General features: G+C 65.3%; 16 protein-coding genes. 12 read left to right on the top strand and 4 right to left on the bottom strand.

What is annotated here, in order from left to right:
• Positions 1–50: 50 nt before the first annotated feature.
• Positions 51–587 carry a GFA family protein gene (locus AC5P9P_RS12585; RefSeq protein ID WP_049433513.1) on the top strand — a complete coding sequence of 179 codons (537 nt, stop codon included), beginning with the start codon at positions 51–53 and terminating at the stop codon, positions 585–587.
• Complete coding sequence (locus tag AC5P9P_RS12590; RefSeq protein ID WP_049403754.1) at positions 580–888, top strand: DUF6958 family protein; 309 nt, start codon at positions 580–582, stop codon at positions 886–888. Before AC5P9P_RS12585 ends, AC5P9P_RS12590 begins: the two co-directional genes overlap by 8 nt.
• Here AC5P9P_RS12590 and AC5P9P_RS12595 read toward each other — a convergent pair whose 3' ends face one another.
• A complete protein-coding gene (locus AC5P9P_RS12595) occupies positions 889–2,244 on the bottom strand; it encodes a sigma-54 dependent transcriptional regulator (protein ID WP_033834260.1) in 1,356 nt (451 codons plus the stop codon).
• Positions 2,245–2,641: 397 nt separating this feature from the next.
• On the opposite strand from AC5P9P_RS12595, the gene AC5P9P_RS12600 reads away from it, so the two are divergent.
• The 6 genes from AC5P9P_RS12600 to AC5P9P_RS12625 all read left to right on the top strand — a co-directional run bounded on the left by AC5P9P_RS12600 (position 2,642) and on the right by AC5P9P_RS12625 (position 8,051).
• Positions 2,642–3,172, top strand: a complete 531-nt coding sequence (locus AC5P9P_RS12600; protein ID WP_049403756.1) for a FapA family amyloid fibril periplasmic chaperone — start codon at positions 2,642–2,644, stop codon at positions 3,170–3,172.
• Positions 3,169–3,786, top strand: coding sequence for a FapB/FapC family functional amyloid domain-containing protein (locus AC5P9P_RS12605; protein WP_111172331.1), 618 nt, complete (start codon positions 3,169–3,171; stop codon positions 3,784–3,786). The genes AC5P9P_RS12600 and AC5P9P_RS12605 overlap by 4 nt, the downstream gene beginning before the upstream one ends.
• A gap of 43 nt (positions 3,787–3,829) precedes the next feature.
• Positions 3,830–5,146, top strand: a complete 1,317-nt coding sequence (locus AC5P9P_RS12610) for a FapB/FapC family functional amyloid domain-containing protein (RefSeq protein WP_495232827.1) — start codon at positions 3,830–3,832, stop codon at positions 5,144–5,146.
• A 99-nt stretch (positions 5,147–5,245) separates the two neighbouring features.
• The gene (locus AC5P9P_RS12615) at positions 5,246–5,950 is read left to right on the top strand and encodes a C39 family peptidase (protein WP_049403758.1); all 705 of its coding nucleotides are present in this window, start codon (positions 5,246–5,248) and stop codon (positions 5,948–5,950) included.
• A 12-nt stretch (positions 5,951–5,962) separates the two neighbouring features.
• Entirely contained in the window at positions 5,963–6,712 is a 750-nt protein-coding gene (locus AC5P9P_RS12620; RefSeq protein ID WP_049403785.1) for a hypothetical protein, read from the top strand.
• Between the two features lie 46 nt (positions 6,713–6,758).
• Positions 6,759–8,051 carry a transporter gene (locus AC5P9P_RS12625; RefSeq protein WP_043033388.1) on the top strand — a complete coding sequence of 431 codons (1,293 nt, stop codon included), beginning with the start codon at positions 6,759–6,761 and terminating at the stop codon, positions 8,049–8,051.
• A 16-nt stretch (positions 8,052–8,067) separates the two neighbouring features.
• On the opposite strand, the gene AC5P9P_RS12630 is transcribed toward AC5P9P_RS12625, so the two are convergent.
• Positions 8,068–9,480, bottom strand: a complete 1,413-nt coding sequence (locus tag AC5P9P_RS12630) for a ComEC/Rec2 family competence protein (RefSeq protein WP_152907130.1) — start codon at positions 9,478–9,480, stop codon at positions 8,068–8,070.
• Between the two features lie 222 nt (positions 9,481–9,702).
• On the opposite strand from AC5P9P_RS12630, the gene AC5P9P_RS12635 reads away from it, so the two are divergent.
• The 4 genes from AC5P9P_RS12635 (at position 9,703) to AC5P9P_RS12650 (ending at position 12,912) form a co-directional block, all read left to right on the top strand.
• Positions 9,703–10,842: an SPFH domain-containing protein gene (locus AC5P9P_RS12635; protein WP_005409782.1), complete on the top strand. Its 1,140-nt coding sequence runs from the start codon at positions 9,703–9,705 to the stop codon at positions 10,840–10,842.
• 20 nt (positions 10,843–10,862) lie between these two features.
• On the top strand, positions 10,863–12,215 hold the full coding sequence (locus AC5P9P_RS12640; protein WP_495232828.1) for a TFIIB-type zinc ribbon-containing protein: 1,353 nt from the start codon (positions 10,863–10,865) through the stop codon (positions 12,213–12,215).
• Positions 12,212–12,472 (top strand): hypothetical protein, encoded by a 261-nt coding sequence (locus AC5P9P_RS12645; protein WP_033834266.1) that lies wholly within the window; start codon positions 12,212–12,214, stop codon positions 12,470–12,472. Before AC5P9P_RS12640 ends, AC5P9P_RS12645 begins: the two co-directional genes overlap by 4 nt.
• 65 nt (positions 12,473–12,537) lie before the next feature.
• The gene (locus AC5P9P_RS12650) at positions 12,538–12,912 is read left to right on the top strand and encodes a hypothetical protein (protein WP_033834267.1); all 375 of its coding nucleotides are present in this window, start codon (positions 12,538–12,540) and stop codon (positions 12,910–12,912) included.
• A 99-nt stretch (positions 12,913–13,011) separates the two neighbouring features.
• Here the strand turns inward: AC5P9P_RS12650 and AC5P9P_RS12655 are convergent, their stop codons facing one another.
• Together AC5P9P_RS12655 and AC5P9P_RS12660 are read right to left on the bottom strand one after the other, a co-directional pair.
• Positions 13,012–13,908, bottom strand: coding sequence for a tyrosine-protein phosphatase (locus tag AC5P9P_RS12655; RefSeq protein WP_033834268.1), 897 nt, complete (start codon positions 13,906–13,908; stop codon positions 13,012–13,014).
• Positions 13,909–13,925: 17 nt separating this feature from the next.
• A complete protein-coding gene (locus AC5P9P_RS12660; RefSeq protein ID WP_495232829.1) occupies positions 13,926–16,214 on the bottom strand; it encodes a TonB-dependent receptor in 2,289 nt (762 codons plus the stop codon).
• Between the last annotated feature and the right edge of the window lies 1 nt (position 16,215).

A 16,215-nucleotide genomic window follows, 5' to 3' on the forward strand; every position in this document is an offset into this window, starting at 1 on the left:
TTTCGGCGCCCCGGTTCGTCGAGAGGATGAAACCCCAGGAGAAAACGCAGATGGCCTCACACCAGTCCCTTGCCTGCGCCTGCGGCCAGGTGCGCCTGACCGCCACGGGCCAACCCATTGCCACCGTCGAATGCTGCTGCGACAGCTGCCGCAAGGCCGGCGCCATGCTGCAGTCGATGCCCCGAGCACCGGACGTCCTGGGCACGCACGGCCAGACGCTCTTCGTAATGCACCGCAAGGATCGCGTCAGCATCGATGCCGGACATGCCATGCTGCGCGCGTTGCGGTTGTCCAGCAGGGGCGGCAGCCGCCGCGTCGTGGCGGGATGCTGCAATACACCGCTGTTCCTGGAGTTCAGCGGTGGCCATTGGCTGAGCCTGTATGGCCTGTTGTGGCCGGCGTCGACAAGACCCGCCGTGGAGATGCGGACGATGGTCAGTGATCTTCCTGACCCGTCTGTCCTTCCGGACGATGTGCCGAACCTGAAGACCCACTCGCTGCGGTTCTACGCCCGCCTGATGAAGGCGTGGATCGCCATGGGCTTCCGCAGCCCGCGCATCGAGGTCGCGGGAGATACCCATGTCTGAGCCCGAGCGGATCGAGATCGAGAGCATCACCACGCCCGGGCACGTCCAGCGCGTGGATCGGGCCAAGTATCTCGCCATGCGCCACGCCTTGCTGCGGGCCCTGCCTGCGCAACCGCCCGGCCTGACCGTTGCGCAGGCAAAACAGGCACTGCTGCCACATCTGCCCGCCACCTTGTTCCCGGCGGGTGCCACCGCTGGCTGGTGGTTGAAGGCCGTGCAGCTGGACCTGGAAGCCAAGTGCGTGATCGAGCGCGTCACGGGCAAGCCGTTGCGCCTGTTCAAGCACCTCGCGGCCGGCTGATCAGCGCTGCGCAGGCAGCTCCAGCCGGTGCTTGCGGCACAGGCGATACACCGTTACCCGCGATATCTGCATCTGCCGCGCACACTCGGAGACGTTGTAGCCGGTCTGGCGCAGGGTCTGCAGCAGCACATCGCGCTCGGCCTGCCCCCGTGCATCGTGCAGCATCGCCGCTGGCAGGACCGCCGCCGATGCGCCCAGCTCCAGGTCACGCTCACTGATCAGCTCGCCTTCGGCCATGATCGCTGCACGCTGCACACGGTTGAGAAGTTCGCGTACGTTGCCGGGCCAGTCGAAGCGCCGCATGGCCTGCACTGCGGCCGGTGCAAAGCCGCGTGCACGCACGCCGTGGCGCAGCCGGAAGCAGCGCAGGAAGTGCTCGGCCAGCAGCTGCACGTCGGCGCCGCGCTCACGCAGCGGTGGCATCAGCAGGCGCAGCACATTCAGACGGTAGTAGAGATCGCTGCGGAACCGCCCCTGCGCCACCGCGTGTTCCAGTTCGACGTGGGTCGCGGCAAGTACACGTACGTCTGCGCGCAGCGGCTGGCTGCTGCCCACGCGCTCGAAGGTTCCCTCCTGCAGCACGCGCAGCAGACTGGTCTGTGCCTCTGCCGGCAGATCGCCCACCTCATCAAGAAACACCGTTCCGCCATGGGCCGATTCGAACACGCCGATCTGCCGCTTGTCGGCACCGGTGAACGAGCCACGTTCGTGACCGAAAAGCTCCGACTGCACCAGATTGGCCGGAATCGCACCGCAGTTCACTGCAATGAAAGGCCTGCCGGCACGCCCCGACAGCGCATGCAGCGCGTGTGCGGCCAGTTCCTTGCCGGTACCGGTTTCACCGGTGACCAGCACCGGCAGCTCCACCGGCGCAAACTTGTGCAGCACCGTGCGCACCGCATGCAACGCGGCGCTTTCGCCAATCAGCGCGTGCGGTCCGTGCCCACCGCAGGTTGCGTCGACAGGCGGATCATCCGCGTCGAACTGCTGGCGCATTGCGCAGACCAGGTCCTGCAGGCCGAACGGCAGCGTGAAGCGCGCGCAGCATCGCTGCAGCAACGGCAGCCAAGCCGGCGATGTGGGTCCGGCACCCGGTGGCAGTACCGCGAGCCAGGGTAGATGCTGGTGCTGCTCGATCCACGGCGCCAGCAGCTGCAGCGCGACCGCATCGAGATGGCGCAGATCGAGCACGGCGAGCAAACGATCGCGCCCACGCAGGCCAATCGCCATGGCGGGATCGGGATGGATGCTGCGCACATACCAGCCCGCTGCCGCCAGCGCACTGCGCTCGTTTGCCAGCGGCTCGCCAAACCAGAGCACGCAACGTGACGTAGAAGCCTCCGGGACCGCTGCCATGCTTCCCCCAGCATCCGGACACCGTCGGCGGACTGTCAGGCAATCACCGGCGTGCCGCCCCCCCGCCGGGACCTCTACGGCCACCGGGGTGGCCTTTGTTGGGCGGATCCTAGCGCTTCCCTAAACGGCGGCGCAATGAGCAGTGCGTCAAGAAATTCCTGGCTGAAGCGGCACCGTAGCAGACGGCGACGCCACCTGTAACACCGATGCGACAGTCGCCCGCCGCCCTTGCCCTGCGGTGCCTGGGGCTTCGAAATCCCGACAATTCCGCGACGTGCCTGTAACAGCATGGCAGCAGCCCGGCCAGGTGCTGCACGGTCACGACGTTGGCGGGTGGGCACTTCGAAGTTGGCACGGTTGATGCGTGGTTCCGCCGCACCCATCGCGGGAGATCGGCATGGACGGCACCACCCTGATTCGCGGCCTGGCCGCAGCACTGGCAACAGCCCTGCTGTCGGTTGGCGCCGACGCGTCCGCATCGGGCGCCCGCCAGGGCGTGAAGGCACATCCGGGCGAAATCGTCCTGTTGCGGGACGTCTCCGCGCGGCCGGCCTATCGCATGGCACCACCGGGCATGGCGCTGATAGCCGACCCGAAGCCACAGCGCGAGATCGCCGCTGCATTGGGTGTCGGCGGGACGACGACCGGCATGGACGAGTTGAGCGATGAGGACTATGCCGGCATGGGCGCCGGCCAGACCGCGTCCATCGCGGCGCCGGGCGGAACCACCGTTGAACGGGTCACCCAGCAGGCCTTGGGCGGCACGCTGGGCCGCAGTGGCGACGGCATGGTCGGCAGCAGCCTGGGGGGCGCCATGAGTGGGCCGCTCGGTGCGGTCGGCAGCAGCACCCGCGGTATCGCCGATACCGTGCGCGGCGCACTGGCCCAGTTCCCGCTGCAGGGCACGGCCCCGGCAGGTGGAAAATGAAGCCCCTGCACGGCGTGCTTCTGCTGCTCGCTGCCGCGCCCTCGGCGACCCGGGCCGATGACTACAGCGGCATGCTCGCCTATCTCGACGTGGCCCGGATCGACGGCCACGCACTGGCCGGGGCGAATGGCGCCATCGCCGTGAACCAGGCCGCCGGCGACCTCAATGTGCAGGCCAACCTGCGGGGTATCGCCAAGGGCGATCGCGCCGACGTGGCGATCAATGCGCGGCAACTGCAGCAGGGCAACCGCGTGCTGTCCGGGCCGCTGCGGGCCACTGCATTCATTGGCGGTGACGCGCTGGCCGGTGCCAGTGGCATCGCATCCATCAACCAGGCCAGCGGCATCGCCAACACGACGCTCAACGTCGTCAGCGCGACGCTGGCCCGACAGGGCATACGCGAAACCGACGATACGGCCTTGGCCGCCGAGGGTTCCGCGTTGGCAGGGGGGCGGGACGACACCGGTCGCGGCGTCGCGACGGGCACCCGCAGCGCCGGTGTAGCCAGCACCGCGCTGCGGGGATTCGACGGGGTCCTGCAACTCAATCAGATCGCGGGCAACGGCAACGATACGGCCAACGTACTGGGCCTGGTCGTGCAGGACCGCCCGTGACAACCACCCAACCGATGCACCACCTGATGAGAGAGAGGGCACCATGAAAGCGACCGTCAAACAGACCATGCTCGCCATGGCGATTGCCACTGCCTCGACCGCCGCTGCGGCCAATGGCTGGGACAACCAGAACGCCAACGCGAACATCAACCACAACCACACCGTCAGCGAAACCCGGAACGATACGCACAACCACACCGACAACGACGTGCGCAACCGCACCGTCAACGTCAATGTGCAGAAGCACAGCAACATCCAGGCCGACGAACGCAAGGAGAAGAACAACCACGGCGTCGACGTGAACCTGGAGAAGGACCTGCGGCTGAGCACCGACATCAATTTCTCCGGCGATCCGAACATCACCGGCGACATCGACCTCGACTCGGCGGCCATTGCCGTGATCGACAACCGCCAGTCGATCAGCAACAACGCCACCAGCAACAGCCTGGTCACCAACAGTGCGTCCATCGGTGACAGCGTGGGTGCCGGCGCATCGGGCAATCTCGGCTTCAACGTGGTCTCCGGCGACAACAATGCCCAGGACAATGCCGCGTCGTTGTCCGCTGCCGATGCGTCCTTCAGCTTCGGCATGGCCGACGCCGAGGTGTTCGTCAACCAGGCCGGCTTCGGCAACGCGACCATGAACTCCGGCGCCACCAACGCCGCAGGTCTTGGCGGCAACGCTTTTGGCGGCGCCTCCGGCAACATCGGCGTGAACATCGCCTCGGGCAACAACAACGAGCAGAAGAACGCGCTCGCGGCCTCGGTCGCGACCACCGCGGTGGCCCAGTCGAGCATCAGCTCCAACCAGGTCTCCACCGGCAACACGGTCAGCAACGCCGGCTTCGTGCAGTCCTACACCGATACCGTGCAGGTCGGCATGCGTGGCGGCGTCAGTGGCCTGACCCTGGCCTATGGCGCGGGCACCTACCGCGGTACCGGCAACGCCTACCAGATGGCCAACTACTATCTGGATACCTGGAGTGGCGAGCTGCCACACCCGGGTGGCAACAGCACCGGCCACATCGACCTGGACAACCAGATCCAGAACGCCACGATGAACCCCAACCGGCCGGGGGTGGGCGGCCTGGGCTTCGATACGCGTGAGAGTGGCACCAGCCAGTTCGTCGAACTGGGCGTGGCCGACCTGTATGCCAGCCTCAGCGGCACGGTCAGCACCACGCGCTGGGTGAACGTCAACGCGATCAACACCTCGGCATTGTCGGGCAGCGCCTTCTCCGGCGCCTCCGGCAACATCGGCGTGAACGTGGCTTCCGGCACCGGCAACCTGCAGGCCAACAGCCTGGCCCTGGCAGTCGCCCAGCCCAGCACCGGCGGCGGTGGTGGCAGCGGCGAGTAAGCGCAACACCCCGGCCGTCCGCCAATGGCCGGGTTCCCGGGAGCCCCTGTCCCTCCTCCCCCTTGGGGCAGGGGCTCCCCCCTGCTGCCGGAGACTGTGATGATCCGTTGCCGTCTTTCGATGTGCCTGCTGGCCTGCCTGTTGCTGCTGGCCACTGTTCCTGCGTGGGCGGGCGACGTGCGCTTCAGTGGCGTACTGCCCAATGGAGCGCTGCTGCAGCAGAAGGTGGAGAGCATGCAGGAGCGGCGCTACCGCAACGTGGTACGCCAGCACACCGACTACAGCTGCGGGGCTGCGGCGCTGGCGACCATCCTTCGCCACGCCTACCACCTGGACACCGACGAGGCGACGGTCATCGAAGGGATGATGGGGGTATCCGATCCGGCGCTGGTCGCCGAACGCGGCTTTTCGCTGCTCGACATCAAGCGCTACGTGGAGTCACTGGGCATGCGTGGGCGCGGCTACCGCATCGATGAAACACGACTGCGCACCCTTCGCGTGCCGGGACTGGTGCTGATGGACGTGCGCGGTTTCCGCCATTTCGTGGTGCTCAAGCAGGTGCGCAACGGCATCGTGGAAGTGGCTGACCCGATCCTCGGCAACCGCAGCCTGGCGCTGCCGGAGTTCCTGGCCGCCTGGCCATCGCGCGCGGTCTTCGTGGTGATCGGCAGCGACTTCGATCGCAACACCGCTCTTCTGCAACCCAGCGAACGGCCCAGTGCCCGCGCGCTCTTCGCGCGGCAAGGGCCGATCACCGATGCCGAACTGGTCGACTTCGGCTTCAGCCACGCCGACCTGTTCTGAGGAGGTATGACCATGTTCCGCCAACACGTATGGATGGCTCTGCTGCTGATGGCCCCTGCCCTGCCCCTGCAGGCCGCCGACGGCAGGACCGGGCGTGGCCTCACGGAAATCCCCGATCCGGAGCTGGGCCTGATGCGGGGGCGCTACACCGTGGGCGGCAACAACGTCGCCTGGTTCGGGGTCACCATGGTGTCGCAGTGGCAGGCCAGCAACGGCACGACCCTGCAGGGCGGCCTGACCCTGGGCATGGACTTCCGTGGCGGTGGCGCGCCGAAACTCAGCTTCCAGCCCAGCGTGCATGTCACGGCAGCCGATGCGCCGCTGCCCGATACCCACGGACGCAGCATCGACAGCAGCGGCCTGGCCGACGCCAGCGGTCTGGTGCAGAGCGTGCAGGTGGCCGGCGATGGCAATCTCGCGCGCAACGTCACCACGCTGACGGTTCGCGGGGGTGGCGTGCCGGCGGCTCTTTCTGATGGCGCAGGCAGTGTCAGTGCGCAGCAGGGCGGCGCCAGCGCGACGGCGGTGCTGGAAGGCAACCAGGCACGCCTGCTGCTGCAGGTGGACGGCCAGGGACTGGTACAGCAGTGGATCCGCAATGGCAGCGTCGGCCAGGGCATCGCCCTCGCCGGTGACGGCCAGATCGCCAGCAACCAGCTGCGGCTGGAACTGGTACGCGACACCGTAGGCGGCAACCTGCCGTTGAGCCAGAACGTGGCCCAGGCGATTGCGCTGAACCGCGGCATGGGGCCGGGCCAGTAGCACGGCGCGGCATTGGGGGAGACGCTCCACAACGCAGGACACGAACATGCACACCCTGATGAGGATCACCCCGATGGCGCTGGCGGCGCTGGCGGGCACCGCCCTTGCCGCACCGACGACGCCGGACGATGGCGCCGACGTGCAGGCCCTGGCCAACCAGCTGGAACAGCTGAAGGCCAACTACGCACAGGAAGTGCGGCGGTTGCGCGAACTGGACATGCAGGTGCAGGCCATGCAGGCGCGCCTGGGCGGGCGGGTTGGCCCAGCCTCGACCCCACCGGCCGCGCCATTAGCGCAGGCAGCGGCCGCCGCGGCTCCACCGAGCAGCGAGGGTTACGCCAGTTCCGCCGCAGAAGCACAACAGGCCAGGCAGGAGTCGCGCCGCAGCGTGGACGACGTGAAACAGCAGCAATCGGCCCTGTTCTCGCGTCGTTTCACCATCGAGAACAGCCTCACCTACGCACGCTACGACCGCAAGCAGCTCACCCTCAACGGCTTCCTCGCGTTGGACGCGATCTTCCTCGGCAATATCGCCATCGAGAACGTGGAGTCCGACTCGCTGACCTACAACGTGGCGGCCCGCTGGGGCGTCAGCCCGAACCTGACGCTCAACCTGGATGTGCCCTACCTGGCGCGGCGCACCGTGTACCAGAAAGGCGGCGCCGGCGGTGCAGCAGCTGCCATCGCGCAGGAGCAGACCAACGGCAACGGCCTGGGCGACATTGGCCTGAGCGCGAACTACCGGCTGTTCGGCGAACGCGGCTGGCGCCCGGAGACCGTGCTCACGGCCGGCGTCACCGCCCCCACCGGGCGCGCACCCTACGGCCTGGACTGGAAGGTGATCGAGCGCGATGACGATGACTACATCCGCTTCGCCGTGCCGCGCGAGCAACCCACCGGCAACGGTGTATGGCAGGCCAACCTCGGCCTGTCGATGGTGAAGACCGCCGATCCGGCCATCCTGTTCGCCAACATCGGCTATGTGCACTCCATCCCGCGCGGATTCAACGACATCGACAGCAATCCGGACACGGTGAACCCGGGCGACGTGAAGCTGGGTGGCTCGGTGTACTTCGGCGCAGGCGTGGCCTTCGCATTCAACGAGCGGACCAGCCTGAGCCTGTCCTTCAGTGACCGCATCAGCGCCCGCGCCTCCACCCGCTTCCAGGGCGGCAAGTGGATGAAGGTGATCGGCAGTGATGCCAATGCGGCGTCCCTGAACCTGGGCGTGACTTATGCGTTGAACCAGCACACCACGCTGGTGACGCTGCTGGGCATCGGGCTGACCCCGGATGCGCCGGACTTCACGTTGGCGTTCAAGATTCCGTACATGTTGTAAGGGCGCACTTGAAGTGTCACGGACCTGTGGGCAGGCATATCTGCGCATGTTCCACGTGGGTACAGCCGCATCGAGGTGGAGCTGCGAGCAAAGGTATGTACTTATGCCCGTGCTGCTTCTGGCATCTGCTGCAATAGGAGCGCCAATTGGTCTGTGTCACGATCCAGCCAGCCAATTGAGCTTCTGACGATGATTGGGAGGATGGATTGCCGGGATACGCACCATTGAATGTTGAAAATACCATTCGACCTGGGCCGACCCCTGCTGGCGTGCTGTTCGCAGTAACCTCACCGCCGTGGTGAGGAGCTACCATTCCGGTGAGATCCTGCTTGGCAGATGACGGAATGGATGGATAGTCAGCGTCACCGGTCAGCAGAACGCGCGCATGATCGGATTCCACTCTTAGCGCCAGGGAAGTGTTGTTCTTCAGATATGCAGGCGTGTTGGGCGTATTCGGGCCCGGATTGCATCGATGGATCACCACAGAGCCAACACTGATATCCGGCCAATTACTGTTCCAGATGTGAAGCGCGCTCGCCCCTCCAGCCAGTTTCCTGCTTTTGAGAGACAAAAGAAGGTGGAGGTGACTTGCACCCAGGGCCACCGTCGATGGCGGCAAGCGGACAACCCATGGCCTTTCCCGAGCCGTACGACGGTATACAGGATTCACTATCCAGGCACCCTTGCTCTTGTCCCAGCGAGCCACACCAGACTTGAATGCGAAGTGCCAATGATCCTGATCCAAATGAGACAGGACCACTGGCTCGTTGGATTTCCACGACTTGCTGAAGACCAGAGGATTGAAGTTATCCAATGCTGGAGAGCTGAAGCCTTTTATGTATATGGGCCGGCCAAAATCAAAGAAAAGACGAGGATGTTCGTATTGATCCACAAGGGCATTGAAGTTGGCCTGCCCGACGTCGTAGACCGCAACGCCATGCAGCGACACATCGACGCTACGAAGCGCTGCCTCGACCTGCGACGTCTCGGCAGCCTCACTCAGAAAGGAGCGCAGGTTATTGCTCGAGGTCGCCGCGCGTCCTGTCTCGTCCTTCTGCACGGACATGTAGAGTCTTTCACGCCTACTTCCCTCACCAGAGCCATCACCAATTGGAAGTGTCCGCACAGAGATGGCGCCGGCGAAGTTGCGGTTGGAAAGAGTGATCAGGTACCAAGCGTCTTCGCCACGCGCATACTCTTCATCGCTCAGCTCGTAGTCTTCAACCTCACGCGCGTCGACGCTCAGCAGAAGAAAGTCGACGTTATCCGGCGCCTCGTCCATCGCAGCAAATGACTCGGCCGATGCGACGGGCATCGCATCAATCAGAACCGGAGCGTCAAGGTTCCAGCGCCCATTTTCCAGAATGTCAGTCGGCTCGAAGAGTGCGTAGTACTGTGCACTGCGTTCCTCGGATTTGTAGCGCGGCATGCTCTGCACCCTCCTTGACCAGGCCCGACACAGCGTCGGCTGGGACGTCATTGCCCCTCCTCCGATTAGGCCCGGAGTCGGCGGCGGAATCAACGTCCGGACTATTACCGGGGCCCCGTGGCGCCCATTCACCTGCCGGCACCACAGCCGCCCCCGGCCACTGCTATATTCAGCCAAGCTCGGCAGGCATGGTGCCTGCCCTCGAATCACAGGGAGTTGGACATGGGTCTGGTACAGGCGGTGAAGGGTGCGGTTGGCGGTGTGCTGGCCGACCAGTGGAAGGACTTCTACACCGTGCCGGCGGGCCTGCCGTCCACGGCCGCCCTGTTCGCGGCGGTGCCGCAGGGCACCAATGCCGGCCGCGGCTCCAACACCAGCGGCTCGTCCAACATCATCACCAACGGCTCGAAAATCATCGTGCCCGAAGGTTACGGCCTGCTGCTGTTCCAGGACGGCGCGATCACCGCATTCGTCGCCGAACCGGGTGGCTACGAATGGCGTTCGGACGACCTGAACTCGCAGTCGATCTTCGCCGGCGACGGCCTGGTCAGCACCTTCATCAAGCAGAGCTGGGAACGCTTCAAGTTCGGCGGCCAGCCGGGCGCGCAGCAGGCGGCCTACTTCGTCTCGCTGAAGGAACTGCCGGACAACCGCTTCGGCACCCAGTCGGAAATCTACTGGGACGACGGTTTCCTCAATACCCAGGTCGGTGCGATCACCCGCGGCTCGTACACGCTGAAGATCGTCGACCCGATCCTGTTCGTGAAGAACTTCGTACCGGCCAGCTACCTGCGGCCGGGCCAGGTGTTCGACTTCACCGATCTGGACAACGCCGCTGCCAGCCAGCTGTTCAATGAAGTGGTCGGTTCGCTGGCCCCGGCCTTCAGCCTGTATACCAACGATCCGGGCAAGGGCAACCGCATCACCAAGCTGCAGCAGGACTCGCTGGGCTTCGCGCAGAGCCTGTCGGCCGCCGTCGAGCAGGGTTACCAGTGGAAGTCCGACCGCGGCCTGGCCATCGTCAAGACCGCCATCGTCTCGATCGAGTACGACGCCAACACCCGCGAACTGCTGAAGACCGTGCAGCGCGCCGATGCGCTGTCCGGTTCGCGCGGCAATTCCAACCTGCAGGCCAGCGTCGCCCAGGGCATCCAGTCGGCCGGCGAGAACGGCGGTGCGGCGGGCCTGGTCGGTGTCGGCATGGCCTCGGGCATGTTCGGTGTCGGCGGCATGCAGCAGCCGGCCACCCCGGCTGCCGACGATCCGGTCGCCAAGCTGAAGAAGGCCAAGGAAATGCTGGACCTGGGCTTGATCACCCAGAGCGATTACGACGCGCTCAAGGCCAAGGCACTGGGCCTGTAACAGCAGGACGCACAACCGACATGTCCGATCCCCGAAACGGCCCACCGCCGCTGCCCGGATCCGCGCCCGCGACGCCGCCGCCCCTGCCGGCGGCGTCGTTGGATGGGCCCGGTTCGCCGCAGGACGCCCCCCCCCTGCCCGGCAGCTTCCCGCTGGACACTTCGAAGCTGCCGCAGGCCATCCGCGATGAAGTGGAAGCGCCCGATCCCGTGGCCATCGATACCTCGGCCAGCGAGCTGAAGGACGGCCTCAACCGCTGCCCGAAGTGCGGCGCCACCGACATCCGGCCCAAGGCCGGCACCGACATCCTCGTCTGCCTGTACTGCCGTCACGAATGGCATGGCGCGCGGGTCGAGGAGGAATTCGGGCTGGGCGAGGCCATCGACCAGCTGCGCGGCACCGTCATCGCGTCCGGCGCACGCGACATCGATGCCGACACCTCGGCGTTGATGACGTTCAAGTGCACCGGCTGCGGCGCCGAAGTCACGGTCAATACCGAAAGCACGATGACGGCGCGCTGCCACTGGTGCCGCCACGTGTTCGGCGTCAACGAACAGATCAGCAATGGCGCGGTGCCTGATGCGGTGCTGCCCTTCCATATCAAGAAGGACGACGCGGTCGCGCGCATCCGCCAGTTCGTCGACAAACGCCGCATGTTCGCGCTGAAGGCCTTCAAGGACCAGTTCACCCCGGAAAACGTGGTGGGCGTGTTCCTGCCCTACATGATCGTCGACAGCAATGTCAGCGCGGCCGTGGCCGGCAAGGGCGAGATCAAGACGCGCGAGTACACGGTGGGCAGCGAGAAGAACAAGCGCACCCTGTACGATGCCGATGTCTACCAGGTGGAGCGCCAGGTGGATTTCACCGTTGATGACCTGCCGCTGGAATCCTCGGCCGAGCGCGGGAATCTTGATATCCGCGCCAACACCAACAACATCATCAACACCATCCTGCCGTTCGATACCAAGAACGCGGTGAAGTGGAACGCGTCCTATCTGGCCGGCTTTACTTCGGAGAAGCGCAACCTGGATGTGGAAAAGCTGCGGCCGCGGCTGGAAGACCAGCTGCTGTCGATTGCCCGCGCGCAGGTGGAAGGTTCGGTGAAGCGCTACAACCGTGGCGTGCGCTGGGAGCAGGAACAGCTGGAGGTGCATGGCACCCGCTGGGTGTCGATGTACCTGCCGGTGTGGTTGTACTCCTACCACCAGCCCGGAAAGAACGGCGGCATGCTGCACTACATCGCAGTGAACGGCCGTACCGGCGAAACCATGGGCAGCGTGCCCGTGCAGCAATGGAAGATGCTGCTGGCGGCACTGGCCACCGGCACCGTCATTGAAGCCCTCGCAATTGCCTTCCTGGTGGCATCGACATGAGCGACGACAGTGGCCTCTGGCTGTTGGCGGCAGGTCCAGCCGGCGCAACCGCGCTGTACTGGGCGCTGTACCGCTATTACCGCAACACCGATAAATCGCATTCCTTCGAGCACGAGACCGAAATCGAGGCACAGCCCGTGACCGGTTCGGACCAGCAGGTGGGCCGGGTCACCGGCACCGAGGAAAAGCGCATCCGCGGTGACAACGTGTACGAGTACCGGAAACGGGTGGTGAGGGTGAAGCCGGACGGGGATTGAAAAACCTCGGACAGCGGTTCCGCCCTGCGCTACGCTGTTGCACAACCCAACAAGGAAGCAGGTTCATGCAGCGCATTCGGAGAGCAGTTGCGGTACTTCTGGTCGCCATGGCGGCAGCCTCCACGACGGGCCCCGCCCATGCCCAGAAGGTGTGCAACGTCATCGGAAAAGTCGCGGGCCTGATTCCGTCGCAGGGCGTCGCCGGCTTCGGCATGACAGTGCCGCTGACCGGCTGCTCCTGCGATCACGCCATGATCTGGATTGATACCGCTACAGAAGGTGGAAAAGCCATGTACGCGGCGGTTCTTGCAGCAAAATTGAATGGCAGCCTGGTGCTGGCGACCTTCCAGGATGGCCAGGGAGCCAGCTCGCCGGGAAATGCCTCGATCGCGTTCCGCTATTTGGCCACCTGCAAACTGGCGGCGGTCGAAATGATGTAGCTGGTGTGGGCCTCGGTCCACGACCGGTCGAGACCGATGTGGAACCCGTGGACCCACCTGCGGATCGCTGCGTGGGAGCCCTCCTGGCCACGGCCAGCCTCAGCCGGCCTGCCCCAGCCGCACCTTCAGCTGCTGGATCTCCTGTTCGCTGACCCCGATCGACTTCAGGTAGCCCTCCGCACCACCGTACTGGTTGTGCAGCGCTGCCAGGAACTGCTCCATGTTGTCCGGCGCGGTACCGGCCATGCCCGCCATCTTGCGACCGATCTCCGGGTTCTGCTTGACCAGCGCCATGATCTGCGCGTTCATCGCGCTGTCCTTCGGCTGCCCTTCCAGATAATGCGCGGAGATCGCGTAGTTGTGCACGATCTCGGCCTTGGGCACGCCGGCCAGGTCCAGCAGCAGCCCGGCGATGATGCCGGTGCGGTCCTTGCCGGCCGTGCAATGGAACAGCACCGCACCGTCCTGCTGCGCGGCAATGCGCTGGAACACCTGCTTGAACTGCGGCTGTCTGTGGCCCAGCCACTGCACGTAGGCTTCGCCCAGCGAATCCGGGAAGCTGGTCATCATCTTCTGCAGGTCCATCTTCTCGGTACCCATCAGCGAGATGCGCTGGTAGTCGAAGCGGACGTCCCTGGCCAGCAGGTCCGGCGACTGTGCTTCCTCATCGGCGGTGCGCAGATCGATGTCCAGCTTCACGCCAGCGGCAGCCAAAGCGTCACGGTCGGCTTCGGTCAGGCGCCCAAGATCAGCGGTACGCACGAACGCATCGGCTGGAATCGGGCCGTGGCGACCTTGCAGGCCGGCGAACGTACGCACGTTCCAAGCGCCCTGCAGCGGAATCACCCGCTGCGCATCGGCAGCGACCGGCTTCACGTTGGCAGCGGCGGGCGCCTTCGCGGCGACGGCCTGCGGCGCATCAGCGGCAACAGCCGTCGCGGCCAGCGGCAGGCTCAGCATCAGGGCCAGGGCGAGTTCGGTATGGCGGGTCTTCATGGGGTTCTCCGGTCGAATCAGAAGTTGACGGCCACATCCAGGCCGAAGGTGCGCGGGTCGTTGAAGATGCCGCTCTGGCCCAGCGCCGCGCTGTTGATCTTGTAGAACAGGTGCTGCTCATCCAGCAGGTTGCGTGCCCACAGCGAGAACGACATCGTGGTGCCGGTGCCGTTGACCGGCACATCCACCAATGCCACCCGTGCATTCACCACGAACGAGCTGTCGGTGAGCATCTGGTCGTACTCGCTGGTGTAGTAGCCGTCGGACCAGTTGCCGTCCACATGGAACTTCAGTGCCGAGAAGTTGGCGAACGGCACCAGATAGTCGGCCGACAGGCTGCCCGCATTCTTCGGTGCCAGCAGCGGCTGCACGGTCACCTGCACGCCAGCGCCGAACGGGTCGGTTGCTGTCTGCGCATCGATCTTCGTGTAGGCGTAGTTGAGGCCGAGGGTGAGGTTGTCCAACGGCATCACGTTGAATTCCAGCTCCGCACCCCGGGACTTGCCATCGCTCAGTGCGTTGGTGGTGACCATGGTGGTGCGTGTTTCACCGCTGTTCGGGTCGAACGGCAGCGAGAAGTCCATCTGCTTGTGCGCGATGGTCGAATCGAACACGGCCAGGTTCAGGCGTGCACGGTTGTCCCAGAACTGCGATTTGAAGCCCAGCTCATAGGCCGTCACTTCCTCCGGACCGAAGGCCGCGTAATTGGTCGAACGTGAGTTGGCGCCACCCGCCTTGAAGCCGGTGCTGTACTTGGCATAGACCATGGCGTGTTCGCCAAGGTCGTAGGCAATGTTGACCATCGGGTCGAAGCGGCTCCAGCGGTCCTTGAACGCAAGGTTGGTGGCGGCACCGTTGACGATGTACAGCTTGCCCTTCTTGTCATCACGTGTGTAGCGACCGCCGGCGGTCAGGTGCAGGCGCTGCAGTGCTTCCGGTGTCCACGTGGCCTGGCCGAACACGCCCAGGCTGTCGGTCCACGCCTTGCTGGCACGGTCGATACGCACCCGGGAAAGATCCAGCGGATTGGTCGCGGGGTTCACCGTGTAGCTGTTGCCACCCGGCCCCCACACCAGCATGTTCGGGGTCTGTGCATTGTCGCCAGCGGTCTCGTGGTAGTAGAACGCACCGCCAAGGAACTGCACCTGCGGGGTGTTACCGATCAGCTGGAATTCCTGGCTGTACTGGTGCTGGTAGACCTGGGCCAGGCTGTAGCGGCCGAACGGCGTGCCGGCGCCACCATAGGCCGAGATCGCATCGACCAGGCCCATGTCGAACTGGCCCTGGGTCAGCTCGCGGTAGGAACTGATCGACTTCAGCTCAAGGTTGTCATTCAATGCCCACGACAGGTTCAACAGATGGCCGCTGGTGCGGCCGATATTGTCTTCCTGCGGCCCGCCCAGGATGGCGCTGTCGCGGCGGTCCTGGCTGGCGCCTGCCTTCTGCAGCGGGCTGAGGTAGGCGCCCGGTACCAGGACCTGGGTGTGATACGGCGTGGTGGCATCGTAGGAGCGGTCGAAGGCGTACAGCAGCGAGAAGTCATCGCTCGGCTGCCACAGCGCGCTCAGGCGTGCGCCGCGCTTGTCGTAGCTGTTGAAGTCGCGCTCGCCGCGCATGGGATTGTCGGTGGTGCCGCCGCGTTTGGCCTGTACGGCGTCGATCTTGAAGCTGACAGCGCCCACCTTGGGCAGGTCCAGGTGCAGCGCACTGTTGTACCCACTGAAGTTGGACACCCCGGCGCTGACGCTGCCGCCAAACTCGCCGGTCGGCGCCTTGGTCACGATGCTCACGGCGCCGCCTTCGGTATTGCGGCCGAACAGCGTGCCCTGCGGGCCCTTCAGCACTTCGATGCGCTCCACGTCGTAGAGCATGCTGCCCAGGCCCTGCGCGCGGCCCATGAACACGCCATCGACGTAGATGCCGACGCCGGCATCACGCGCCGGCTGGTTGGCGTCGCCGGAGGCGCCGATGCCACGAATGCCGATATTCAGTGCGGAACTGCGGGTGGCGAACGGTGTGACCCGCAGCGATGGGATGGAGCCATCGGACAGGGCGCCGAGCGAAATCGCGTTGCGATCCTTCAGCGCTTCGGCATCGACCACCGACACCGAGATCGGCGTCTCCTGCAGGTTGGTGGCGCGCTTCTGGGCGGTCACCATCACCTGGTCGAGGGCGACCACGGTGCGTGCGGCATCGGCGGACGCGCTGGCGTCGGCGCCCGGTCTGTCTTCGGCATGGGCCAGCACCGGCAGAGCGGCGGCGATGGCGAGGGTGAACAACGGGCGGTGCAGCGTGGCGTGGCGCATC

This window comes from Stenotrophomonas sp. YJH_SMC_14-1, from assembly GCF_059372275.1.